The organism is Variovorax sp. DAIF25 (assembly GCF_050711835.1).
Lineage (GTDB): Bacteria > Pseudomonadota > Gammaproteobacteria > Burkholderiales > Burkholderiaceae_C > Variovorax.
The window spans coordinates 2,576,091-2,599,112 of sequence record NZ_CP136636.1 but is presented as its reverse complement, the minus strand read 5'-3'; the positions used below and the strand labels follow the sequence as shown (position 1 = coordinate 2,599,112).

Sequence of the window (23,022 nt, the reverse complement as noted above, 5' to 3'; positions counted from 1 at the left end):
CTGTCGAAGCCGGGGCGCCTCCTGCGCAAGCCTTCGACAGGCTCAGGCCGAACGGTCGGGGGCTCCGAACGGCCGGGGCCCGGCCGTTCGGACCTTACTTGGCTTTACCCGGGTCCTTCACGCCCTTGATGACGTCGAACTCGACGTTGTAGAGCTGCCCGTCCTTCTTCTCGACCTTGCGCAGGTACACGTCCTGCACCACGTCGCGGGTCTGGGCGTCGATCAGCACCTGGCCGCGCGGGCTCTCGAAGACCTGGCCCTTCATGCCGGCCAGCAGCGCCTCGCCGCCGCCCTGGCCCTTGCTGGTCTTGAGCGCCTCGTAGATCACGCGCATGCCGTCGTAGCCGCCCACGGCCATGAAGTTGGGGCGCAGCTTGGGGTTGGCCTTCTCGAAGGCCTCGACGAACTTCTTGTTGGCGGCCGAGGGATGGGCAGCCGAGTAGTGGTGCGAGGTGACCACGCCGAGCGCACCGTCGCCCATGTCGTTGAGCTGGTCGTCGTCGGTCACGTCGCCGGTGGCGATCAGCTTGATGCCGGCCTTGTCCATGCCGCGCTCGAGGAACTGCTTCATCACGGCCGCGCCCGCGCCCGAGGGCACGAAGACGAACAGCGCGTCGGGCTTGGCGTCGCGCACCTTCTGCAGGAAGGGGGCGAAGTCGGGATTGCGCAGCGGCACGCGCAGCTTGTCGATCACCTTGCCGCCATTGAGCGCGAAGCGCTCGCTGAAGAACTTCTCGGCGTCGTTGCCGGGGCCGTAGTCGCTGACCAGCGTGACCACCGTCTTGATGCCGTTCTTCGGCGCCCAGTCGCCCATCGGCACCGACACCTGCGGCAGCGTGAAGCCGCTGCGCACGATGAAAGGCGAGGCCTCGGTGATGCTCGAGGTGGCCGCGGCCATCACGACCTGCGGCGTCTTCGACTGGGTGGCGATCGGCGCCACCGCGAGCGCCAGCGGCGTCAGGCCGAAGCCCGCGAGCACGTTGACCTTGTCGTTCACCACCAGTTCCTGCGCCAGGCGCTTGGTGACGTCGGGCAGGCCGGTGTCGTCCTTGACGATCAGCTCGATCTTCTTGCCGGCCACGGTGTCGCCGTTCTGCGCCATGTACAGGCGCGCGGCGGCCTCGATCTGGCGGCCGGTCGACGCCGACTGGCCGGTCATCGGCAGGATCAGGCCGATCTTGAACTTGTTGTCCTGGGCCTGGGCGGCCGTCACGGACAGCGCGCCGGAAAGCGCGAGCGCGGCGAGGCTCGCGGACTGGATGAGTTGACGCCTTTGCATGAGTTCTCCTTTGGGGGCGACGAGCGGAATCGGCCTATTTTTCAACACTTTGCAACATTCCTTGTCGCGGGCCTTCACCTAGGCGCGGGCCCGCGCGGCGCTTTGTTGCGCGATAGACAAATGAACTGCGCGATGATCGCGCAACGGGGTGGATCGGTGCCGGTCAGGCGTCCGCGCGGTACGCGGAATCGAGCGTGAGCGTACCCACCGCGCGTGACACGCAGGCACAGATGCGGGTGGTGGCCTGCTTCTCGTGCGCGCTGAGGAACACGTCGCGGTGGTCGATCTCGCCGTCGACCGCCAGCACGTCCATCGCGCACAGCCCGCATTCGCCGCGCCGGCAGTCCCACAGGGTCTGCACGCCGGCGGCGTCGAGCGCATCGAGCAGCGAGCAGTCGGCCGGCACGGTGATCGCGAGGTCGTGCCGCGGCACGCGCACGGTGAAGGCCTGCGCGGCCAGCCGGCCGCTGCTGCCGAAGGTCTCGAAGCGCAGGTCGGCCGCGGCGCGGCCGGCCGCCGCCCAGGCGCGCTGCACGGCCTCGAGCATGGGTGCCGGGCCGCAGGTGTAGAGCTGGCCGCCCGCGGGCAGCGCGGCGATGGCGGCCGCGAGGTCGATGGCCGCGGCGCCTTCGTGGGTCTGCAGCTTCTCGTCGCCGAGCGATGCGCGCAGCTCGTCGAGGTAGGCGAACTCGCCCGCATGGCGCGCGCCGTAGTGCATGGCCAGCGGCACGCCGCTGCGCCGCGCATGCGCGCTCAGCCGCTGCGCCATGCCCACCAGCGGCGTGATGCCGATGCCGCCCGCCACCAGCAGGTAGCCCGGCGCCGACAGGTCGAGCGCGAAGTGGTTCTGCGGCGCGCTGACCTGCAGGCGGTCGCCGACGGCCAGCCGCCACATCGCGAGCGAACCGCCACGGCCGTCGTCGAGCCGCTTGACGGCGATGCGCCAGCCGCCCTGCTCGCCCTGCCCCACGAGCGAATACGAGCGCGTCTGCAACTGGCCCTGCGCGCTCGTCACCTGCACCTGCAGATGGGCACCGGGCTCGTGGCCGCCGGCCGTGCCCGCCTCGGGCCGCAGCTCGAATTCGCGCACGGTGGGCGTGAGGTCGCGCAGCGCCACCACCTGCGCCTGCATCCATTGGAGATCGCTTTTCATCGGAGAACCAGGACCGGGAAAAAGAAGGAAGCCGCTCAGCCGCGGCGGCGGATCAGTTGCACGCCGGGCAGCGGACGCTGCTGCTCGGTGGGCGCGCCGTGCAGCGCCTCGCGCAGGTTGCGCCGCGCGATGCGGCTGTGCTCGCGCATCAGCGCCTCGGCGCGCGAGCCCTCGCCGGACTCGATGGCATCGAGCACCTGCACATGCTGGTCCTGCGCGATCACCAGCATGTCGCGCGCGGCCGGCGAATTGGCCTGCACGATCACGAAGCCCGAGGGCGAAGCGAACGGCAGGTTGACCACGCGCTCGAGCTGCTGCGCGATCACCGGGCTGCCGGCCATCTCGCACAGCAGCGCATGGAAGCGCTCGTTGTGCGTCACGTAGCGCGAGAAGGCGGCGTCGTCGAGCGCGGGCTCGCGCAGCAGCTCGTCGATGCGCTGCAGGCAACCGCGCGCCTCGCGCAGCACCACCGGCGCCGCGCCGCGCTCGGCCGCGAGCCGCGCGACCAGGCCCTCGAGCGTGCCGCGCAGCTCGATCGCATCGGCCACGTCGCGTTCGGAGAAAGTGCGCACCGCATAGCCACCGTTGGGCAGGGCCTCGAGCAGGCCTTCCTGCTCGAGCCGCATCAGCGCGGTGCGCACCGGCGTGCGCGACACGCCGAGCTGCTCGGAGATCGCGACCTCGGCGATGCGCGCGCCGCCCGGCAGCTCGCCGGCCAGGATCATCTCGCGCAGCCGCAGCTGCGCCTTCACGGCCTGCGAGGCGCCGCTGTCGCCGGGCTCGCCGGCGCTGCTGCTGGCGGCGACCTTCATGCGGCCTGCCGCTGGTCGACGCGGATCGGGATCGCGGCGCGCGCGGGCCGCTCCTTGTCGACCATGCGGTCGATCAGCCGCCGCGCCCACATCGAGCCGGCGTCGATGTTGAGGTTGTAGAAGCGGTGGTCGGGATGCTCGTCGATCGCCTTCTGCTGCGCCTCGAGCACCAGCTCGTCCTCGCGGAAGATGCCCGAGACGCCCTCGCGCAGCTCGTGCGTGAGGCGCTGCTCGCCCAGGCAGTAGTTGCGCGCGAAGGCCCAGAAGTAGAGGCAGGTCTTGTCGGTCTCGGGCGTGATGGTGTTGAGCACGTAGCCGTTGACGCCCTTGCCGCGGTCGCCCGGGTTGCCGTTCTTCGGCACCGCACCGCTGCCGGCCTCGGCCACGCCGACGTCGATGTTGACCGTGCACGGCGCCTCGAAGCGGATGATCTGCCAGCGGTCGACCTTGCCCGCGTAGCCGCGCGCATGGCGGATCTGCCCGCCCCAGAACGGCGGCGCCTCGATGTTCTCCATCCAGCGCGTGACGGTGGCCGAGCGGTCGCCATGGGTGGCGACGAAGGGCGCCTCGGCCACCTCGCGGTTGCCGATCGAGGAGCCGTGCACGAAGGTCTCGTGCGTCAGGTCCATGAGGTTGTCGACCACCAGCCGGTAGTCGCAGTTCACGCGGATCATCTTGCCGTCGCCGGCCCAGGCCGGGTCGTCGTTCCAGTGCATGTCGGGCACCAGCGCGGGGTCGGCCAGCGCCGGATCGCCGGGCCAGATCCAGATGAAGCGGTGCTTCTCGGCCACCGGGAAGCTGCGCACGCAGGCGGAAGGGTTGAGCGTCTCCTGGCTCGGCATGTGGGTGCAGCGGCCCTGGCTGTTGTAGACCAGGCCGTGGTAGCCGCAGACCAGTTCATCGCCCTCGAGCCGCCCCATCGACAGCGGCAGCAGCCGGTGCCAGCAGGCGTCCTCGAGCGCGGCCACCTGCCCGTCGGTGCGGCGGAACAGCACCAGCTTCTGGTTGCAGACGGTGCGCGGCAGCAGCGCATGCCGCACCTCCACGTCGTAGGCGGCGGCATACCAGGCGTTGAGCGGGAAATGGGGCGATCGCGTGTCCATGGATACTCAATGTATACAGAAATACGAGAATTTCCAGCCGATTCGGCCGAATCAAGGGAAAACACCGATCCCTTTGTACACATCGACGTCGCCACACAAGGCGATACGATGTTCCGTTCCACCTCTTTCGTTCAGACAAGCCGGAGTTCCATCCTCATGTCCCAGCACGCCACCCTGCCCGCCCGCTACGACCACGTGGGCAGCTTCCTGCGTCCCCAATACCTGCTCGAAGCCCGCGAGCAGAAGGCCAAGGGCGAGATCACGCCCGAGCAACTGCGCACGGTCGAGGACAAGGCCATCGCCGAGATCGTCGAGTTCCAGGAAGACATCGGCCTCAAGAGCATCACCGACGGCGAATTCCGCCGCACCTATTTCCACATCGACTTCCTCGACCAGCTCGGCGGCGTGAAGACCGACATCCCGGTCACGATCCGCAAGCCCGACGGCAGCGAGGAACTGGCACCGCCCGCGATGCGCGTCATCGACAAGGTGCGCCACGTCAAGAACATCCAGCTGGCCGACTTCGAGTACCTCAGGAGCCAGGTCTCGGCCGGCCGCACGCCCAAGGTCACGATCCCTTCGCCGACCATGCTGCACTTCCGCGGCGGCCGCGCCGGCATCAGCAAGGAGGCCTACCCCGAGCTCGATCCCGCGTTCTACGACGACGTGGCCCAGGCCTATGGCGACGAGCTGCGCTCGCTGGCCGCGGCCGGCTGCACCTATGTGCAGATGGACGACACCAACCTCGCCTACCTCTGCGACGAGCACATGCGCGAGGCGGCCCGCAAGCGCGGCGACGACCCGAACGAGCTGCCGCACCGCTACGCCGCCTTCATCAACAAGGTGGTGGCGCAGAAACCGCCGGGCATGCTGCTGGCCATGCACCTGTGCCGCGGCAACTTCAAGAGCACCCATGCCGCGGCCGGCAACTACGAGCCGGTGGCCGAGGCGCTGCTCCAGGAGATGGACCTCGACGCCTACTTCATGGAGTACGACGACGCGCGCTCGGGCGACTTCAAGCCGCTGCGCTTCCTGCCCAAGGGCAAGACCGTGGTGCTGGGCCTGGTGACCACCAAGTTCGGCCAGATGGAGGACAAGGACGAGCTCAAGCGCCGCATCGAGAACGCCGCCATGTACGCGCCGCTCGAGCAGCTCGCGCTGTCGCCGCAGTGCGGCTTCTCGAGCACGGTGCACGGCAACAACATCGCGGTCGAGGCGCAGCGCGCCAAGCTGCGGCTGGTGGTCGAGACCGCGCAGGAGGTCTGGGGATCGACCTGAGCCGCGCTTTCTGCTGAACTCGGGGCCATGACGACCCACATCTTCTCCGGCCCCCTCAGCATGTTCGGCGCCAAGGTCCAGATCGCGGCGCTCGAGAAGGGCATCGCCTTCGAGCTCGTGATGGTGCCCTTCGACCGCGACGACAACTACCGCCCCAGGCACCCCGAGGTGCTGCGCATCAACCCCAAGGGCCAGGTGCCGGTGCTGATCGACGACGCGGTCGAGCTGTTCGACTCGACCCAGATCTTCGAGTACCTCGAGGACCGGCATCCGCAGCCCGCGCTGTGGCCCGCCGAAGCAGCCGCGCGGGCCCGCGCGCGCCAGCTCGAGCACCGCTCGGACGAGGTCTTCTTCCCGCAGGTGGTCAGGCTCTTCGGCCTGCAGGAGGCGATGCAGAGCCCGCCCGCGGTGGAGGCCTGCGCCGCCTGCGCGCGCTTCTACGGCCAGCTCGACACCCTGCTGGCCGACGGCCGCGCGTTCCTGGCCGGCGACTACGGCTATGCCGACATCGCGTTCTACATGGCCCATGTGTTCGCCGACCGCAAGGGCGCGGGCATGACCGACGAGACGCCGCGTCTCGTGGCCTGGCGCGACCGCGTGGGCGAGCGGCCCGCGGTGCGCGCGGTGGTCGATCCGATGATGGACTTCCTGGCCTCGCAGGGCCGCGGCGTGCCGGCCTTCCTTCGGCGCTGAGGGGGCAAGCGCGGCGGCGCGCGGCGGGCTCAGGCATCATCGGTCCATGCCGAAAAACGGGTTCGACTGGCTTCCCTCTCCGTCCCAGCATTTCCTCGTCGTCACCTTCGCGCTGCTGGTCTACGTGCTGACCACCCGCGCGCGTCGCGAGCAGCGCGCGCCCACCACCGCCATCGCGTGGGTCATGGGCCTGGTGCTGCTGCCCTACCTGATCCTGCCGATGTACCTGCTGTTCGGCCAGCGCAAGCTGCGCCCCGCGGGCTCGGCGCGGCCGCCGCGCTCGGCGCCGGCCGGCCACTGGGCGGCCGACCTGATCGAGAGCTTCGGCCTGGCGCCGCCCGGACGCAGCGCGATCCGGCTGCATGCCGACGGCGAGCATGCGCGGCTCGCGCTGTTCGAGGTGATCGACGGCGCGCGCGAACGGCTCGACGTCTGCACCTTCATCATCGGCAACGACGAACTCGGCCGCTCGGTGATCGAGCGGCTCGCGCGGCGCGCGCGCGAGGGCATCAAGGTGCGGGTGCTGCTCGACGGCTTCGGCGCGCTCACGCTGCCGCGCCACCACTTCGACCCGCTGCGCGCGGCCGGCGGCGAGGTGGCCGTGTTCCGGCCCTTCTTCAGCCTGCGCCGCATCGGGCCGCGCAACCTGCGCAACCACCGCAAGTTCACCATCGCCGACGACGGCTGGCTCTGGTCCGGCGGGCGCAACCTCGCCTGCGAATACTTCAATGGCGACGCCGCCCATCCCGAGGCCTGGCACGATCTCTCGTTCGACCTGCGCGGCAGCGTGGCGGCCGCCGCGGCTCGCCAGTTCGACCACGACTGGGCCTCGGTGCGCAGCCGCAAGCCGCGCGCCATCACGGCCGAGGACGTGCCCGAGGGCCCGGGTGCCGCGATGGCGCAGTTCCTGCCGAGCGGCCCCGACCAGACCGAGGACACCGCGCATGCGCTGCTGATCGACGCCTGCTTCCGTGCCGAGCATCGGCTGCTAGCGATCACGCCCTACTTCGTGCCCGGCGACGGCCTGCGCGACGCGCTGCGGCTGGCCGCGCGGCGTGGCGTGCAGGTCACGATCGCGATCCCCGCGCAGTCGAACCACCGGCTGGCCGACTTCGTGCGCGCGCGCGCCATGCGCGACCTGGCGCGCGCGGGCGTGAGCTTTCGCATGCTGCCGTTCATGGCCCATGCCAAGGCGGTGGTGGTCGACGACCAGCTCGCGATGTGCGGCTCGATCAACCTCGACCTGCGCAGCCTGCTGCTGAACCACGAGGCCAATGTCGTGTTCTACGGCGAGCACGAGATCGAATGGCTGGCCGAGTGGATCGAGACCACGGCCTCGGCCGGCGAGGCCTACCGCGCGCGGCGCCCGGGCCTTCTGCGCGACGTGGCCGAGGGGCTGCTGCTCACCGTCGCCTTCCAGCTTTGACGGGCGCGGCGGCCTGCTGGCCGCCCGCCTCCCGCGCCACCGCGTCGAGGCCCGCGAGCACGTAGCGCATCAGGTCGTCGACCAGCGCCTCGGTGTCGCGCACCGCGGGCAGCACGCGCTGGCCCAGCTCCTTGGGCGCGACCATCATCACGATGCACGGCAGCACCGTGAACATCACGCTGCGCTGCACCGAGGGATGGTCGTCCGGCAGGCCCATGATCTCGCCGATCAGCCCGCGCACCACCTTGGCCTTGGGCAGCACCGCCTTCTGGATCAGCACGGGCATCGCGCTCGACGGCGACAGCGCCTCGCGCAGCATCACGCGAAAGCCCCAGGGCGCCTGCGGCTGGTGGCCCATCTCGACCAGGTGGCCGAGGAAGGCGCGCAGCCGCTCGCGCGGATCGGCGCCGCTGCCCGCCTGCGCCACCAGTTCGTCCACGCTGACGATCTGGCGGTGCGCCTCGACCAGCACCGCCTCGTAGAGGCCGTCGCGGCCGCCGAAGTGGTAGTTGACCGCCGCCATGTTGGTGCCGGCGCGGGTGCAGATCTCCTTGCTGGTGCTGGCCGCGAAGCCGCGTTCGGCGAACAGCCGGCCCGCGGTCTCGAGGATGTGGGCGCGGGTCGTGTTGCCGTCGGTGCGCGGCGCGCGCACGGCCGGTTCGGCCTCGGCGGCGGGCGGTGCGGAGGAAGCGGTCGAACGAGGAGAACGGGAGCGGCTGGCCATGGCGCGAGCCTACCCCAACTTCCGGCCTACTTCAAATTCAAATTTGAATTTGATACGATCCAGGCGCTCCTTCCGCTTTCGCCAAAAAACGCCATGACCAAGAAACCCCTGATCGCCCTCGCCGTCGTCGTGCTGGCCGCCGCGGCCGCCGGTGCCTGGTACTTCGGCCGCTCGCCGGCACCGTCCGACCGCATCGTGCTCTACGGCAACGTCGACCTGCGCCAGGTGTCGCTGGCCTTCAGCGGCAGCGAGCGCGTGGCCGAGCTCGCGGTGCGCGAGGGCGACCGGGTGCGCGCGGGCCAGGTCATCGGCCGCCTCGACACGCGCACCCTGGCGCTGCGCGTGGCGCAGTCGCAGGCGCGCATCGGCGTGCAGGAACAGGCGCTGCTGCGGCTGAAGACCGGCAGCCGGCCCGAGGAGATCGCGCAGGCCGAAGCCCAGGTGAGCGCCGCCCAGGCCGATGCGGAACTCGCGGCGCAGCAGCTCGCGCGGCTGCAGGCCATCGGCCAGTCGACCGCGGGCCGCGCGGTGAGCCAGCAGGACCTCGAGAGCGCGCAGGCGCGGCGCAAGGTCGCGCAGGCCCAGCTCGACAACGCGCGCAAGGCGCGGCAACTGGTGGTGAGCGGGCCGCGCAAGGAGGACATCGGCCAGGCCCAGGCCCAGCTCGAGGCGGCGCGCGCCGAGCTCGCGCTGATGAAGCACGAGCTCGAGGAGGCCGAGCTCAAGGCGCCGATCGACGCCGTGGTGCGCGCGCGGCTGCTCGAGCCCGGCGACATGGCCTCGCCGCAGCGGCCGGCCTTCACGCTCGCGATCACCGATCCCAAGTGGGTGCGGGCCTACGTGGCCGAGCCCGACCTCGGCCGCATCCAGGCCGGGCAGGAAGCCAGCGTGACAACCGACAGCCAGCCCGATCGCGCGATCGCGGGCAAGGTGGGCTACATCGCCTCGGTGGCGGAGTTCACGCCCAAGACCGTGCAGACCGAGGAGCTGCGCAGCAGCCTCGTCTACGAGATCCGCGTGATGGTCGACGATAGGGACGACCGGCTGCGGCTGGGCATGCCGGCCACCGTCACGCTGCGGCTCGCGTCCTCCGGAACGGCCGGCAAGTGAACGCCCCTGCCGTCCTCGCGCGCGGCCTGCACAAGCGCTTCGTCGTCAAGCCCACGAAGAAGACCGTGCACGCGCTCGACGACATCGCGCTCGAGGTGCCGCCCGGCACGCTGACCGCGCTGGTCGGCCCCGACGGCGCCGGCAAGACCACGCTGCTGCGGCTGATGGCCGGCCTGCTGCGCGTCGATGCCGGCGAGCTGCGCGTGCTCGGCATCGACGTGGCCACCGATCCGCAGGCGGTGCAGGACCGCATCAGCTACATGCCGCAGCGCTTCGGCCTCTACGACGACCTCAGCGTGCAGGAGAACCTCGACCTCTATGCCGACCTGCACGGCGTGCCGCGCGAGCAGCGGCGCGAACGCTACGGCCGGCTGATGGAGATGACCGACCTCGGCCGCTTCACCGACAGGCCCGCGGGCAAGCTCTCGGGCGGCATGAAGCAGAAGCTCGGGCTGGCCTGCACGCTGGTGCGCTCGCCCGAGCTGCTGCTGCTCGACGAGCCCACGGTGGGCGTCGATCCGCTGTCGCGGCGCGAGCTGTGGCAGATCGTGCAGCAGCTGGTGGACGACGAGAAGCTCTCGGTCATCGTGAGCACCGCCTACCTCGACGAGGCCGAGCGCTGCGCGCGCGTGTTCGTGCTGCGCGAGGGACGGCTCGTGGCGCAAGGCGCGCCCGAAGAGATCCGCGACCGCGCGCAGGGCCTGTGCTTCGTGGCGGCGCCGCCGGCCGGCGAGCCGCCGCGGCGGCTGCAGGCGCGGCTGCTCGATGCGCGCGCCGAGATCGTGGACGCGGTCCCGCAAGGCGGCGAAGTGCGCTTCGTGCGGCGCGACAACGCGGACGAGGCAGGTATCGACAAACTGCTCGATGGCGCGGCCGCCGAGCCCGTGGCGCCGCGGCTCGAGGACGGCTTCATGACGCTGCTGCGCACGCAGGAAGAGCCGGCGCCGAAGCCCGCCGAGCCGATCGCGCGGCAGCTGGTGCCCTCCTCCTCCACGCCCGGCGACACCGTCATCGAGGTCAAGGACCTGGTACGCCGCTTCGGCGACTTCACCGCCGTCGCCAGCACCAGTTTCAGCGTGCGCCGCGGCGAGATCTTCGGCCTGCTGGGCCCCAACGGCGCGGGCAAGACCACGACCTTCCGCATGCTCTGCGGCCTGCTGCCGGCCAGCGGCGGGCAACTGCGCGTGGCCGGCGTCGACCTGCGCCATGCGCGCGCGCAGGCGCGCCGGCGCATCGGCTACGTCTCGCAGAAGTTCGCGCTCTACGGCAACCTCAGCGTGCGCGAGAACCTCGAGTTCTTCGGCGGCGCCTACGGCCTGCGCGGCCAGCGACTGCGCGAACGCATGGACGCGGTGCTGCGCCAGTTCGACCTGGCGCGCGAGATCGACGCGCCCAGCGGCCAGTTGCCCGGCGGCTACCGCCAGCGCCTGGCGATGGCCACCGGCCTGCTGCACGAGCCGGAGATCCTGTTCCTCGACGAGCCCACCAGCGGCGCCGACCCGCTCGCGCGACGCGAGTTCTGGCGCCGCATCACCGCGCTGGCCGAGGCCGGCACCACGGTCGTGATCACCACCCACTTCATGGAAGAGGCCGAGTACTGCGACCGCATCGTGATCCAGGACGCGGGCCGGCTGCTGGCCATCGGCACGCCGCGCGAGGTGCGCGCGCAGGCGCTGGGCGACGAACACGGCGAGCACGATGCGCGCCGCATCGACATGGAGCAGGCCTTCATCGGCATCGTCGAGAAGGCACGGAAGGAGAAGGTGCAGCCATGAGCGGCTTCTGGTCCCGCCTGGTCTCGCTCACGCGCAAGGAGTTCCGCCAGCTGCTGCGCGACCGCAGCAACCTCGCGATCGGCATCCTGCTGCCGATGGTGCTGATCCTGATCTTCGGCTACGGCATGTCGCTCGACGTCAAGCATGCGCCGGTGGCGATCGTGTTCGAGGACGCCTCGCCCGGTGCGCAGGAGGCGATGGCCGGGCTGCAGCTCTCGCCCACGCTCGCGCCGATCCCGCTGGCCTCGATGCACGAGGCCGAACGGTTGATGCGCGAGCGCCGCATCGACGCCATCGTGCGCGTGCCCTCGGACTTCTCGCGCGCGCTCGCGGCCGGCCAGGCGCGCGTGCAGGTGATCGTGCACGGCGCCGACGCGGGCCGCGCGACCATCGTGCTGCAGTACCTCAACGCGGCCATCGGCCAGTCGGCGCTGCGGCAGGCCGATCGCGGCGGCGACGCCAGCGCCGCGCCCGCCATCGGCAGCGTGACGGTCGAGCAGCGCATGTGGTTCAACGCCGCCAACACCAGCACCTGGTACCTGGTGCCGGGGCTGATCGTGCTGATCATGACGCTGGTCGGCGCCTTCCTCACCGCGCTGGTGATGGCGCGCGAATGGGAGCGCGGCACGCTCGAGGCGCTGTTCGTCACGCCGGTGCGGCCGGTCGAGATCCTGCTGGCGAAGATCGTGCCCTACTTCGCGGTCGGCATGCTGGGGCTGGCGCTGTGCCTGCTGGCCGCGCGCTTCCTGTTCGCGGTGCCGATGTACGGCTCGCTGGTCGTGGTGGTGCTGAGCTCGATGCTCTACCTGGTCGTGGCGGTGAGCCTGGGCCTGGTGATCTCCTCGGTCACGCGCAACCAGTTCCTCGCCAGCCAGGTGGCGCTGATCGCCACCTTCCTGCCCTCGATGATGCTGTCGGGCTTCCTGTTCGACCTGCGCAACACGCCGCTGGCGGTGCAGGTGATCGGGCATGCGCTGCCGGCCACCTACTTCATGGAACTGGTCAAGACGCTGTTCCTCGCGGGCGACGTCTGGCCGCTGATCTGGCGCGACTGCGCCATCCTCGCCGCCTATGCGGTGGGCCTGCTGGCGCTGGCGCGCGCGGTCACGCGCAAGCGCCTGGACTGAAAGGACCCGCACCATGCTCGACTTCCTGCTGCGCATCGCCAACCTCTGTCGCAAGGAACTGCTCGCGATCCTCAAGGACCCCGCGAGCCGCGTGATCCTGGTCGTGCCGGCGCTGATGCAGAGCCTGATCTTCGGCTATGCCGCCACCTACGACCTCAGCAACGTGCCCTATGCGCTGCTCGACCAGAGCCATGGCGGCGCGGCCACCGAGCTGGTCGCGCGGCTCGACGGCACCGGCGTGTTCCACCGCGTCGCCACGCTGCGCACCCAGGCCGACATCCGCGAGGTCATCGACACGCAGAAGGCGCTGCTGGTGGTGCAGCTCGGCCCCGACTTCGAGCAGCGGCTCGCGGCCGGCCAGCGCGCGCCGGTGCAGCTGATCCTCGATGCGCGCAACTCCAACACCGCGGGCTCGGCCGCGGGCTACGTGGGCGCGGTGGTGGAGCGCTACAACGCCGAGCTGCGCAGCCGCGCGGGCCTGGCGCCGGCGCCGCTGGCCGTGGAGTCGCGCGCCTGGTTCAACCCCAACCTCGAGACGCGCTGGAACCTGCTGCCCGGCATGATCGCCGCGCTCAGCATGGTGCAGACGCTGCTGCTGACCGCGCTGTCGGTGGCGCGCGAGCGCGAACAGGGCACCTTCGACCAGCTGCTGGTGACGCCGATGTCGCCGCTAGAGATCATGGTCGGCAAGGCGCTGCCGCCGGTGCTGGTGGGGCTGGTGCAGTCCTCGCTGGTGCTGCTGGTGGCGCGCTTCTGGTTCGGCATCCCGATGGCGGGCTCGCTGTTCACGCTCTACACCGGGCTGGTGTTCTTCACCGTCGCGAGCGTGGGCATCGGGCTGTCGATCTCGGCCGTGTCGGCCAACATGCAGCAGGCCATGCTCTACACCTTCGTGCTGCTGATGCCGATGATGCTGCTGTCGGGCCTGACCACGCCGGTGCGCAACATGCCCGAGCTGCTGCAGATGGCCACGCTGGCCAATCCGCTGCGCTTCGCGATCGACCTGGTGCAGCGCGTCTACCTCGAGGGCGTCGGGCTCTCGACGGTGGCGGCCAATCTCATTCCGCTCTCGGTCATCGCCGTGGTCACGCTGCCACTCGCCGCCTGGTTGTTCCGGAACCGGCTCGCCTGAACGCGCGCCATCCCACGTCTGGAGAAGAAGACATGTCCATCCCTCATGCCCTCGCGCCGCTGGTGCTCGCCCTCGCGCTGTCGGGCTGCGCGGTCGGCCCCGACCATCGGCCCGCCGAGCCGCAGGCCCCCGCCGACTGGTCGGCCTGGCACGGCGGCGCCGATGCGCTGCTGGGCGCCGAGCGGCGCGCCGGCACCTCGGCCGCCCCCAGCGACTGGCAGGCCTTCGGCGATCCGCTGCTCGAGCGCCTGCAGGCGCGCGCGCTCGCGGCCAACCACGACCTGCAGACGGCCGCCTTGCGCTTCGCGCAGAGCCGCGCCCAGCGCAGCGCCACCGCGGCGCAGCAAGGGCCGCAGCTCGATGCGCGCGCGGGCGTCAACCGCCAGCGGCAGAGCGAGAGCGGCGCGGCCACGCGCATGATCGACGCGATCGGTTCTTCGGCCAGCAACCGCGAGCAGCTGATCCGCTCGCTGTCGCAACCCTTCGACCTCTACCAGGCCGGCTTCGACGCCTCGTGGGAGATCGACCTCTGGGGCCGCGTGCGGCGCGCGGTCGAGGCCGCCGATGCCGACAGCGCCGCCTCGGCCGCGCTGCTGCGGCAGGCGCAGCTCAGCGTGCAGGCCGAGGTCGCGCGCAACTACGTCGAGCTGCGCGGCAGCCAGCGCGAACTGCAGCTGGCGCGCGCCGACCTCGCGGCCGCCGGCGAGTCGCTCGAGCTGGTGCAGGCCCGCGCGCGCGGCGGCCTCGTGACCGAGCTCGACCCGGTGCGCCAGCGCGGCCTGCTGGCCGAGCTGCGCGGCCGCATCCCGGCATTGCTGCAGCAGGAAGCGCAGGCGATGAACCAGATCACGCTGCTGCTCGGCGCCGCGCCGGGCGCGCTCAATACCGAGCTCGCGGCGCCGGCCGATGCCACCGCGCAAGACCGCGCCCTGCCCGAACTCGCGCTGGGCCTGCCGGCCGAACTCGCGCGCCGTCGACCCGACATCGCCGCGGCCGAGGCCCAGCTGCATGCGGCCACCGCGCGCGTGAGCGTGGCGGTGGCCGAGCTCTATCCGCGCGTGACGCTGGGCGCGAGCTTCGGCAACGAATCGGTGGGCCACGAGCGCTTCGGCGACTGGGGCAGCCGGCAGTGGCAGGTCGGCCCCTCGCTGAGCCTGCCGATCTTCGACATGGGAAGGCGCCGCAGCACCGTGACCCTGCGCGAGCTGCAGCAGCAGGAAGCGGCGGTGGCCTTCCAGCAGACGGTGCTCAAGGCCTGGCACGAGATCGATGGCGCGCTCAGCGCCTATGCGGCCGAACGCCGCCGCCAGGCCGAGCTGGCCGAGCGCGAGCGCGAGAGCGCCGATGCGCTGGCGCTCGCGCAGGCGCGCTACGCGGGCGGTCTCACCGATTTCGGCGTGGCGCTCGATGCCCGCCGCACCCTGCTGCAGGCCCAGCGCGACCGGGCCCAGAGCCGCAGCCGGCTGGCCGTGGACTGGGTCGCGGTCTGCAAGGCGCTGGGCAGCGCGCCGCCCGAGGAAGCGGTCGCCGCGGCGGCATCGGGGCCGCCAATTTGATACATTGCAACAACGTTTGAAACACAAACACACAATCCATCTAGAATTACTACCGGTTTCGGTAGTTGACGGATGGGTTTTGTCCGCGCGCCCCTGAGGCGCGGCCCGATCGGCACTCCCGGCACCCCCTGCATCGCAGGGCCGCCCGACGGGGGTCGCGCACGGCGAACGGCCGGCTCCCGGCGCCGACCGTTCGCGCTTTGCGCCCCCGCCGCGGGGAAGACCGATGCGAGCCTTCTCCTCGCTGCAAGCCGGTGCACGCCGGCTGTGCGCCGCCCTGCTGGGGGCGGTGGCCCTGCTGGTCGCATCGCCCTCGGGCGCGGTCGTGCTCGACGAGATCGGCCGCGGCACCGCCAGCGTCCACCGGCTGAAGTTCTTCGTCGATCCGCAGCTCGCGGCCGAGATCGGCGGCGCCGAGGCCGGCCGGCGGCTGGCGCAGTACGTGGCCGACGTGAACACCGTCTTCACGCGCGAATCGGTGCGCGGCTTCGGCTTCGATCCCGCCGCCGACCTGCAATGGATCGCGCCGGCCCAGGCGCCGCAGTGCAGCCTCAACGGCCTGGTCAACGGCGAGATCGCGGTCTGCATCAACAAGTCGACGCGCGGCTACAGCCATGGCGGCCTGACGATGAGCTGGACCTTTCCGGCGCGCGGCGCGACCTGGAACCTCAACTGGACCGCGATCCACGACCCGCTGCGCCTGTCGCGTGCCATCGCGCCCGGCGCCGTCGAGTCGACCGAGAAGGACTACCTCGGGCGCCAGCTCAAGACCCTGCTGCACGAGCTCGAGCACGTGTTCGGCGCCGGCTCGGGCGAGTACTACAACGCGATCGCGGTGGCCGACACCACCGACGTCGCGCCCAAGGCCGACCTCGACCTCACGAAGCCCGCCGACCGCTACTGGTGGCCGCGCCAGCACTGGCGGCTCGACCCGCTGCTGGGCACGGTGTTCGAGGAGCGCTTCGACCCCACGGCCAACCGCGTGGCCACGCTCGAGATGATCCGCTTCACCGAGGGCACCAAGGCCAACCTCGACACCGACTGGAGCAACTGGCCCAAGCTCGGCAGTTCGAAATTCATGGCCGGCACCACCGCCACCCAGGTGCGCGTGAGCGAGCGCGAGGGCGGAGCGGCATTGCCCGGCGCACAGGTCTGGGTGTGGCGCGATCCGGGCGCGGGCAAGCCGCTGGAGCCGATCGCGCAGGGCGTGTCGGACGCGGGCGGGCGCTTCGTCTTCGACTGGCGCTGCGGCTTCACCTGCTTCGCGGTCGGCAAGACCAACCTGCTGGTCAAGGCGCAGGCACCGGGCCGCGCGCCGGGCGCGAGCTGGTTCACCATCTTCGATGCCTTCGAGCAGAAGGCGGTGCGCGGCCAGGCCATGTTCTCCATCGACCTGCCGCTGGGCCTGCCCGACGAGCACAGGCCGGTGGTCTCGCTGGCCGCGCCGGCCATGGCCACCGTGGGCCAGCCGGTGACGCTGGCGCCGGTGGCGGTCGACAACGTGGGCGTGTGGGGCCTCAAGGTGATGGGCGCGCAGAGCCTGCCGATCTGCAGCTTCACCGCGCCGCCCTACACCTGCAGCTGGACGCCGACCGCGCCGGGCATGCAGACCATCCGCGTGATCGCGATGGACGCGGCCGGCAACACGGCGGTGGCCTCGGCCAACGTGATGGTCAACCCGCCGGCCGACACGCTGCCGCCCGCCGTGGCCTTCGTCGCGCCGCCGACCGCAGCGGCCGGCCTGCCGCTGCGCCTGGCCGCGAGCGCGGCCGACAACGTGGCGGTGGCCGAGCTCAAGTTCATCGCCGACGGCCGCACCGTCTGCACGCTGCGCGCCGCGCCCTACGCCTGCACCTGGACACCTTCGCGTGCGGGCCATGCGGTGATCGAGGTGCGCGCCTCGGACGCGGCCGGCAACATCGCGGCCGTGTCGGGCGGGGTGCGCGTCGAGGGCGGCTTGCGGCCCGAGGACTTGTAGGGCGGCCTGCGGCCCGAGGACCTGTAGCGCAACCCTACATGCCCCGGTCGCTGCGCTGCCGCTGCGCCGTCATCAGCGCCGTGTGCATGGCCTCGCGCATGGCCGCCAGCGTGCGGCTGTCATCGTCGGTCTTGCGCGTGACCAGCGACAGCTGCAGCATCGGCGCGCCGCGGCCGAGCCGCACGATGCGCACCGGGTAGGTGGCCACCAGCCCCGGGTCCGCGATCTGCACCACCGAGATCCCGAGGCCGCCGCTGACCATGGCCACGATGGCGGGCGTGCTGTCGAACTCCAGCGTGCCGCGCTTCTCTCGCACCTGCGTACTCACGAAGCGTGCGGCCAGCGTGCCGGTGACGGTGGAGCGGTCGTAGCGGATCCAGTCGTACTGCTTGAACAGCGCGGCCACGGAGCTTTCGGTGGCCGTGGGCGGCGCCACCAGCACCAGCTCGCGCCGCAGCATCGGCTGCCAGCGCAGCCGCGCCGAACCGCCGCTCTCGGGCTGCGCCACCAGCGCCGCATCGAGGTCACCGGCCTTCACCGCCGCGATCAACGACGCGCTGCGGCCGCGCGCCGGGCGCAGCTCCAGCCGCGGATAGCGCTCGCGCAGCAGCCGCATGGTGGCCGGCAGCACGATGGGCTGCATCGACTCGATCACGCCGAGCCGCACGCTGCCCTCGATGCTCACGGTCGCGCGCTTGCGCAGCGACTCGAGCTGCTGCAGCGCATCGCGCATGACCGAGGAGACCTCGTGCGCCAGCTTCATCGGCTTGACCTGCAGGCCCGAGCGGTCGAACAGCGGCTGGCCCAGGTAGGCCTCGAGCTGCTTCATCTGCATGCTGATGGCGCTGGGCGTGAGGTTCATCTCGTGCGCGGCGGCCGCCAGGGTGCCGCCGCGCAGCACGGCGTCGAGCGTGGAGAAGGCATCGATCTTCATCAAATTTCCTTATCTAAGACTTGAAATAGTGTCGCTTTTTCTTTGCATCGCGCGGTCCTAGACTTTTTGGCACGACACCCGAGGACCCGATCGAATGAAAGACACGCAACCCGCCGCCGCCCCTCTCGCCTGGACCGCCGAAGAGGTACGCCAGGACAGCTCCTGGATCCAGCGCCTCAGCGAGACGGAGGTCGACGGCTTCCGCTCGGCGCTGCGGCATGCGGCCGCCCTCGGCAAGCCGCTGCTCTCGATGACGCAGGCCGACTTCCCGCTGCCCGCGGCCTCGCGCGAAGCGCTGGCCCGCGCCGTCGCGACCACGCAGGGCCGCTGGGGCATGTGCCTGCTCAAGGGCTTCCCGGTCGACGAATGGAGCGAGGACGAGACGCGCACCGCCTACTGGGGCATGAGCCTGCACATGGGCGTCGGCCGCACGCAGAACCGCGCCAGCCAGGTCATGAACGACGTGCGCGACGAAGGCGGCGACTACAAGGTCAAGGGCGGCCGCGGCTACAACACCAGCGCCGGCCTCGACTTCCACCAGGACTCGTGCGACGTGGTGGGCCTGCTGTGCCGGCGCACGGCCAAGAGCGGCGGCACCAGCAAGGTCATCAGCTCGATCCGGCTGCGCGACGAGGTTCAGCGCCTGCGCCCCGACCTGATCCCGGTGCTGCAGCAGCCCTTCTTCCACAGCTACCAGGGCACGCAGGATCCGTCGCAGCCGCCGTTCTACCGCTGCCCGATCTTCGGCAGCGACCCGGTGCATTTCGCCGCGCGTACCAACCGCAAGAACACCGATGCGGCACAACGCGACTTCCCCGAAGTGCCGCGCCTCACGCCGCAGCAAGTCGAGGCCCTCGACCTGCTCGACGAGCTGATGCCGAGCCCGCTGCTTTGCTATTCGATGACCCTGGAGCGCGGCGACCTCCAGCTGCTCAACAACTACGTGACCCTGCATTCGCGCACGCCCTTCGAGGACTTCGAGGCGCCCGACGACAAGCGCCACCTGCTGCGCCTGTGGCTCGCGATCCCCTCGTCGCAACCGCTGCCCGCTGCCTTCGAGGAGTACTACGGCGACGTGCGTGCCGGCGCGGTGCGCGGCGGCGTTCGCGGCAACGCGATCACCTCCGAGTTCCTGGCCTACGAGCAACGGCAGGCCCGGGCCCTGAACATGCGGCTCGAGCCCTGGCGGCCGAAACGGCTGGCGGCGGACGCCCTGGCCTGAACCGCGCGCCGGCACCGGCCGGCCCGGCCCCCGATGACAACGAAAGAGAGACAAGCATGCTTCGACGCAGATTCATCGCCGCGGGCGCCAGCGCCTTGGCCCTCGCGAGCTTCGGCGTTCGCGCGCAGCAGGTCACGCGCCTGCTCGTGGGCGCGACGCCCGGCGGCGGCACCGACATCGTGGCGCGCGCGCTGGCGCAGGAGCTCACCACGCGCCTGGGCCACCAGTTCATCGTCGAGAACCGCCCGGGCGCGGCCGGCAACATCGCGGCGCTGGCCGTGGCCAAGGCGCCCACGGACGGCAGCACGCTGCTGCTGAGCTACACCAGCCACGCCATCAATGCCTCGCTGTACCCGAGCCTCCCCTTCGATCCGCAGAAGGACTTCACGCCGCTCGCGGGCATCGCCAGCCTGCCGGCCATCCTGATCGCACGGCCCACGCTCCCGGCCAACGACGTGCGCGAGCTGATCGCGCTGGCCAGGCGCGAGCCCGGCAAGCTCAACGTGGCGATCGCGGGCATGGGCAGCGCCAACCACCTCGCGGGCGAGATGCTCAAGCGCGACGCGGGCATCGACATCGTGGGCGTGCCCTACAAGGGCACCGGCCCGGCCATCGCCGACGTGGTGGCGGGGCAGATCGACCTGGCCTTCGCGGGTGTCGCCACGGTGCAGCAGCTCGTGAAGGCCAGGCGCCTCAAGGCCCTGGGCGTGACGAGCGAGAAGCGCCTGGCTGCCTTTCCCGACGTGCCGGCCGTGGCGGAAGTGCTGCCCGGCTATGCGTACAGCTCGTGGTATGGCCTGTTCGGGCCGGCGCAGATGCCCGCGCCGCTGGTGGCGCGCATCGCCGACGCCGCGCGCGCCGCGCTGGGCTCCGAGCTCATGCGCGCGCGCTTCAGGGACGAAGGCCTGGTGCCGATGGGCACCGGCCCCGACGAGTTCGGCGCCTTCGTGCGCAGCGAGATCACGCGCTGGGGCAAGGTGGTGGCGGCCACGGGCGCCAAGCCCGAATGAGCGGCGGGCGGGCGCCGCGGGCCCGCGACGCGCTTCTCCGAGCGCCTGCAAGGGTTTCCCCTTAAGACTAGCCTTCGCATCCTCCCACGGCGTCGCCGGACGCCGCAGCACTCTTCTTTCCGCGAGCGATGGCCTCCCTGTTTTCCCGTCAAGAGATCCATGCGGTCGGCCCGGGCCTGCCGGCCCACGAACGCTTCGGTTCGCTGCTCGCCGTCATGCTGGGCGTGTGCGTGGCCAGCCTCGACACCGCGATCGCCAACACCGCCCTGCCCACCATCGCCAACGAACTGCGCGTGAGCGAGGCGGCCTCGACCTGGGTCGTCAGCGGCTACCAGCTCGCGATGGTGGCCGCGCTGCTGCCGGCCGCGGCGCTCGGCGACGTGCTCGGCCACCGACGCGTGTTCCTCTGGGGCCTGGTGCTGTTCACCGTGTCCTCGCTGGGCTGCGGCCTGGCCGATTCGCTGCCCGCGCTGGTCGGCTGGCGCGTGGTGCAAGGCCTGGGCGCCGCCGGTGTGATGGGCGTGAACGGCGCGCTGGTGCGCGTCATCTATCCCTCGGGCATGCTGGGGCGCGGGCTGGGCGTGAACGCGCTCGTCGTGGGGCTGGCCTTCGCGGGCGGGCCCACGGCGGCATCGCTGGTGCTGCTGCTGGGCTCGTGGCACTGGCTGTTCCTGATCAACGTGCCGATCTGCGCGGTGGCGGTGTTCTACGGCCTGCGCTTCCTGCCGGCCACCGAGCGCCACGGCCACGGCTTCGACGGCCTGGCCGCGCTGCTGTGCGCCGCCGCGCTCGCGCTGCTGGCCTCCACGCTCACCGAGGCCGCGCACCAGGCCACCGTCGAGTCGGTGGTCGTGCAGGCGGTGCTGGGCTTCGGGCTGCTGGCCTGGCTGCTCAAGCGCCAGTCCGGGCACCCGGCGCCGATCCTGGCCGTGGACCTGCTGCGCAATCCCGTGTTCGCGCTGTCGGCGGCCACGGCCGTGTGCTCGTTCGCGGCGCAGGCCCTGGCCTTCATCTCGCTGCCCTTCCTGTTCCAGGCGCTGCTGGGCTACTCGCAGGTCGAGACCGGCTTCCTCATCACGCCGTGGCCGCTGGTGGTGGCCGCGATGGCCCCCGTGGCCGGGCGCCTGTCGGACCGCTACGAGTCGGGCATGCTCTGCGGCGTAGGGCTGGCGCTGCTCGCGCTGGGCCTGCTGTCGCTGGCGCTGCTGCCGCCGCACCCCACGGTGGCCGGCATCGTCTGGCGCATGGCGCTGTGCGGCGCGGGCTTCGGCTTCTTCCAGTCGCCGAACCTGCGCGCCATCATGGGATCGGCACCGGCCTCGCGCAGCGGCGGTGCCAGCGGCATGGTCGGCACGGTGCGGTTGCTGGGCCAGTCCTCGGGCGCGGCGCTGGTGGCGGCCTGCTTCCATGTGTCGAGCACGAATGGCGCGGTGTACGCGCTGTGGCTGGGCACCGCGTGCGCGGCGAGCGCCGCCGTGTTCAGCTTCATGCGGCTCCGGCGGCGGGCGCTGGCGGTCTAACTACTTCCGGTTGGTGAAGCTGGCGTTGCCCAGCCCGGTGCCGATCGTCAGCACCGCCCAGTGGCCGACATCGCGCATGAACGGCAACTCGCTCAAGCCCTGCACCACCGCGTCGTTGTGCATCAGCACCAGCGTCGGGCCCGAGCCGATCATCGGCATGCGGCGCCACAGCGCGCTCGGCAGGTGGAAGTTCTCGCTCTCCCAGTCGCCCGGCAGGTTCTGCGCGCCGCGCGCGATCGAGCCGTCCTTGCGGATCAGGCCCGGGCAGGCGATGCCGATGAAGGGCGCGAGCCGGATCTTCTTGCGTTCGGCATAGCGCACCATGTCCTCGAGCATGCCGGCCACGTGCTCGACGAAGTTGGTGCGGCTGGGCTTCTCGTCGGCATGGCGCCACTTCTCGCGGCGCACCACCTTCGCGAGCGAGAAGTCGCGCGCCTTGCGGTGCCGCGTCTTCACGATGCCGCAGCGCACGTTGGTGCCGCCGATGTCGATCGCGAGGATCGCGTCGTGCTTCTTGAGCATCTCGGGCGGCGTCAGGTGCACCCAGCCGATCAGCCCGCCGTCGTCGACCTCGTGCGAGAGCCGGCCGAGCTGCACGTGCACGCCCATCTCCTCGAGGATCGCGCCGGCCTCGAGGATCGCGCGCTCGCCGGCCTCGCTCTCGGGAAAGCCGCCGCCCACCACGATGCGCTCGACCTTCTCCCATGAAGGCTGATGCAGGAAGCGCTGGATCACGGCCGCGAGTTCCTGCGCGAACTCGCCGATCGCGCTGTGCATCACGTTGGCCGCGTCGCTGACCTTCTGCCCGCGCAGCAGCCGATCGAGCTCCTTCTTGCTCATGTCGCGCGAATGCCGCAGGCCCAGCGGATCGGTGCCGTCGCTGCGGTGCTTGCGACGCCAGCGCTCGAGCAATGCGCGAAACGCGGTCTGGCTCGCCTGGTCGCCAACGAAGCCCTCGTTGTCGCGCAACTGCAGGCTGTAGCCGTCGACCTGCAGCTTGGGCAGCTCGCGCAGGCCGTGGACGTCGGGGCCGGGGAGATCGATGCGCGACGCGGACGGATCGCCGGCCTTGCGCTTGCTCTTCGGCGTAGCCGGTTCGGACTTCGGCTTCTTCTTCGCGGTCGTCGCGGTCGTGGACTTCTTCATGGACCCAGTGTGGCCGCGCCAAGGGCCGCGCCGCATCGGCGCCG

Annotated in this window: 19 protein-coding genes; 12 read left to right on the top strand and 7 right to left on the bottom strand. The window is 71.1% G+C overall.

The window, feature by feature from the left end; all coding sequences use genetic code 11:
* Positions 1-94: 94 nt before the first annotated feature.
* The 4 genes from R0232_RS11835 to R0232_RS11820 all read right to left on the bottom strand — a co-directional run bounded on the left by R0232_RS11835 (position 95) and on the right by R0232_RS11820 (position 4,347).
* Positions 95-1,279, bottom strand: coding sequence for an ABC transporter substrate-binding protein (locus R0232_RS11835; protein ID WP_093343082.1), 1,185 nt, complete (start codon positions 1,277-1,279; stop codon positions 95-97).
* Positions 1,280-1,442: 163 nt separating this feature from the next.
* Positions 1,443-2,432 (bottom strand): PDR/VanB family oxidoreductase, encoded by a 990-nt coding sequence (locus tag R0232_RS11830; protein WP_431512223.1) that lies wholly within the window; start codon positions 2,430-2,432, stop codon positions 1,443-1,445.
* A 35-nt stretch (positions 2,433-2,467) separates the two neighbouring features.
* Entirely contained in the window at positions 2,468-3,244 is a 777-nt protein-coding gene (locus R0232_RS11825; protein ID WP_093343085.1) for a GntR family transcriptional regulator, read from the bottom strand.
* A complete protein-coding gene (locus R0232_RS11820; protein WP_398496591.1) occupies positions 3,241-4,347 on the bottom strand; it encodes a Rieske 2Fe-2S domain-containing protein in 1,107 nt (368 codons plus the stop codon). Before R0232_RS11820 ends, R0232_RS11825 begins: the two co-directional genes overlap by 4 nt.
* 156 nt (positions 4,348-4,503) lie before the next feature.
* Between R0232_RS11820 and R0232_RS11815 the strand changes: the two genes are divergently transcribed.
* From R0232_RS11815 to R0232_RS11805, 3 genes are read left to right on the top strand one after another with little or no spacing between them, the layout of a single operon-like run.
* A complete protein-coding gene (locus R0232_RS11815; RefSeq protein ID WP_431512222.1) occupies positions 4,504-5,625 on the top strand; it encodes a 5-methyltetrahydropteroyltriglutamate--homocysteine S-methyltransferase in 1,122 nt (373 codons plus the stop codon).
* Positions 5,626-5,652: 27 nt separating this feature from the next.
* A complete protein-coding gene (locus R0232_RS11810) occupies positions 5,653-6,318 on the top strand; it encodes a glutathione S-transferase family protein (RefSeq protein WP_431512221.1) in 666 nt (221 codons plus the stop codon).
* Positions 6,319-6,364: 46 nt separating this feature from the next.
* Positions 6,365-7,744, top strand: coding sequence for a phospholipase D-like domain-containing protein (locus tag R0232_RS11805; protein WP_431512220.1), 1,380 nt, complete (start codon positions 6,365-6,367; stop codon positions 7,742-7,744).
* Here the strand turns inward: R0232_RS11805 and R0232_RS11800 are convergent.
* Positions 7,722-8,468, bottom strand: coding sequence for a TetR/AcrR family transcriptional regulator (locus R0232_RS11800; protein ID WP_431512219.1), 747 nt, complete (start codon positions 8,466-8,468; stop codon positions 7,722-7,724). The genes R0232_RS11805 and R0232_RS11800 overlap by 23 nt on opposite strands.
* Before the next feature lie 93 nt (positions 8,469-8,561).
* Here R0232_RS11800 and R0232_RS11795 point away from each other — a divergent pair, with 93 nt between their 5' ends.
* From R0232_RS11795 to R0232_RS11770, 6 genes are all read left to right on the top strand, one after another.
* Positions 8,562-9,578: an HlyD family efflux transporter periplasmic adaptor subunit gene (locus R0232_RS11795; protein WP_431512218.1), complete on the top strand. Its 1,017-nt coding sequence runs from the start codon at positions 8,562-8,564 to the stop codon at positions 9,576-9,578.
* Positions 9,575-11,353: an ATP-binding cassette domain-containing protein gene (locus R0232_RS11790; protein ID WP_431512217.1), complete on the top strand. Its 1,779-nt coding sequence runs from the start codon at positions 9,575-9,577 to the stop codon at positions 11,351-11,353. Before R0232_RS11795 ends, R0232_RS11790 begins: the two co-directional genes overlap by 4 nt.
* A complete protein-coding gene (locus R0232_RS11785) occupies positions 11,350-12,480 on the top strand; it encodes an ABC transporter permease (protein ID WP_431512216.1) in 1,131 nt (376 codons plus the stop codon). The genes R0232_RS11790 and R0232_RS11785 overlap by 4 nt, the downstream gene beginning before the upstream one ends.
* Before the next feature lie 13 nt (positions 12,481-12,493).
* Positions 12,494-13,612 (top strand): ABC transporter permease, encoded by a 1,119-nt coding sequence (locus R0232_RS11780; protein ID WP_093343099.1) that lies wholly within the window; start codon positions 12,494-12,496, stop codon positions 13,610-13,612.
* Positions 13,613-13,644: 32 nt separating this feature from the next.
* The gene (locus R0232_RS11775; protein WP_431512215.1) at positions 13,645-15,168 is read left to right on the top strand and encodes an efflux transporter outer membrane subunit; all 1,524 of its coding nucleotides are present in this window, start codon (positions 13,645-13,647) and stop codon (positions 15,166-15,168) included.
* Between the two features lie 226 nt (positions 15,169-15,394).
* On the top strand, positions 15,395-17,146 hold the full coding sequence (locus R0232_RS11770) for an Ig-like domain-containing protein (protein WP_431512214.1): 1,752 nt from the start codon (positions 15,395-15,397) through the stop codon (positions 17,144-17,146).
* Between the two features lie 34 nt (positions 17,147-17,180).
* Here the strand turns inward: R0232_RS11770 and R0232_RS11765 are convergent, their stop codons facing one another.
* Positions 17,181-18,080, bottom strand: coding sequence for a LysR family transcriptional regulator (locus R0232_RS11765; RefSeq protein ID WP_057595686.1), 900 nt, complete (start codon positions 18,078-18,080; stop codon positions 17,181-17,183).
* Between the two features lie 94 nt (positions 18,081-18,174).
* On the opposite strand from R0232_RS11765, the gene R0232_RS11760 reads away from it, so the two are divergent.
* The 3 genes from R0232_RS11760 to R0232_RS11750 all read left to right on the top strand — a co-directional run bounded on the left by R0232_RS11760 (position 18,175) and on the right by R0232_RS11750 (position 21,832).
* Positions 18,175-19,302 (top strand): TauD/TfdA family dioxygenase, encoded by a 1,128-nt coding sequence (locus tag R0232_RS11760; RefSeq protein WP_431512213.1) that lies wholly within the window; start codon positions 18,175-18,177, stop codon positions 19,300-19,302.
* Positions 19,303-19,358: 56 nt separating this feature from the next.
* Complete coding sequence (locus R0232_RS11755) at positions 19,359-20,312, top strand: tripartite tricarboxylate transporter substrate binding protein (protein WP_431512212.1); 954 nt, start codon at positions 19,359-19,361, stop codon at positions 20,310-20,312.
* A gap of 128 nt (positions 20,313-20,440) precedes the next feature.
* Entirely contained in the window at positions 20,441-21,832 is a 1,392-nt protein-coding gene (locus tag R0232_RS11750) for an MFS transporter (protein WP_398496618.1), read from the top strand.
* Here the strand turns inward: R0232_RS11750 and R0232_RS11745 are convergent, their stop codons facing one another.
* Positions 21,833-22,978 carry an ROK family protein gene (locus tag R0232_RS11745; RefSeq protein ID WP_431512211.1) on the bottom strand — a complete coding sequence of 382 codons (1,146 nt, stop codon included), beginning with the start codon at positions 22,976-22,978 and terminating at the stop codon, positions 21,833-21,835.
* Positions 22,979-23,022 lie beyond the last annotated feature (44 nt).

Excerpts from the sequence above, each read along its gene's own strand:
- R0232_RS11835 (WP_093343082.1), bottom strand. The coding sequence starts at position 1,279 with ATGCAAAGGCGTCAACTCATCCAGTCCGCGAGCCTCGCCGCGCTCGCG.
- R0232_RS11830 (WP_431512223.1), bottom strand. The coding sequence starts at position 2,432 with ATGAAAAGCGATCTCCAATGGATGCAGGCGCAGGTGGTGGCGCTGCGC.
- R0232_RS11825 (WP_093343085.1), bottom strand. The coding sequence starts at position 3,244 with ATGAAGGTCGCCGCCAGCAGCAGCGCCGGCGAGCCCGGCGACAGCGGC.
- R0232_RS11820 (WP_398496591.1), bottom strand. The coding sequence starts at position 4,347 with ATGGACACGCGATCGCCCCATTTCCCGCTCAACGCCTGGTATGCCGCC.
- R0232_RS11815 (WP_431512222.1), top strand. The coding sequence starts at position 4,504 with ATGTCCCAGCACGCCACCCTGCCCGCCCGCTACGACCACGTGGGCAGC.
- R0232_RS11810 (WP_431512221.1), top strand. The coding sequence starts at position 5,653 with ATGACGACCCACATCTTCTCCGGCCCCCTCAGCATGTTCGGCGCCAAG.
- R0232_RS11805 (WP_431512220.1), top strand. The coding sequence starts at position 6,365 with ATGCCGAAAAACGGGTTCGACTGGCTTCCCTCTCCGTCCCAGCATTTC.
- R0232_RS11800 (WP_431512219.1), bottom strand. The coding sequence starts at position 8,468 with ATGGCCAGCCGCTCCCGTTCTCCTCGTTCGACCGCTTCCTCCGCACCG.
- R0232_RS11795 (WP_431512218.1), top strand. The coding sequence starts at position 8,562 with ATGACCAAGAAACCCCTGATCGCCCTCGCCGTCGTCGTGCTGGCCGCC.
- R0232_RS11785 (WP_431512216.1), top strand. The coding sequence starts at position 11,350 with ATGAGCGGCTTCTGGTCCCGCCTGGTCTCGCTCACGCGCAAGGAGTTC.
- R0232_RS11780 (WP_093343099.1), top strand. The coding sequence starts at position 12,494 with ATGCTCGACTTCCTGCTGCGCATCGCCAACCTCTGTCGCAAGGAACTG.
- R0232_RS11775 (WP_431512215.1), top strand. The coding sequence starts at position 13,645 with ATGTCCATCCCTCATGCCCTCGCGCCGCTGGTGCTCGCCCTCGCGCTG.
- R0232_RS11770 (WP_431512214.1), top strand. The coding sequence starts at position 15,395 with ATGCGAGCCTTCTCCTCGCTGCAAGCCGGTGCACGCCGGCTGTGCGCC.
- R0232_RS11765 (WP_057595686.1), bottom strand. The coding sequence starts at position 18,080 with ATGAAGATCGATGCCTTCTCCACGCTCGACGCCGTGCTGCGCGGCGGC.
- R0232_RS11760 (WP_431512213.1), top strand. The coding sequence starts at position 18,175 with ATGAAAGACACGCAACCCGCCGCCGCCCCTCTCGCCTGGACCGCCGAA.
- R0232_RS11755 (WP_431512212.1), top strand. The coding sequence starts at position 19,359 with ATGCTTCGACGCAGATTCATCGCCGCGGGCGCCAGCGCCTTGGCCCTC.
- R0232_RS11750 (WP_398496618.1), top strand. The coding sequence starts at position 20,441 with ATGGCCTCCCTGTTTTCCCGTCAAGAGATCCATGCGGTCGGCCCGGGC.
- R0232_RS11745 (WP_431512211.1), bottom strand. The coding sequence starts at position 22,978 with ATGAAGAAGTCCACGACCGCGACGACCGCGAAGAAGAAGCCGAAGTCC.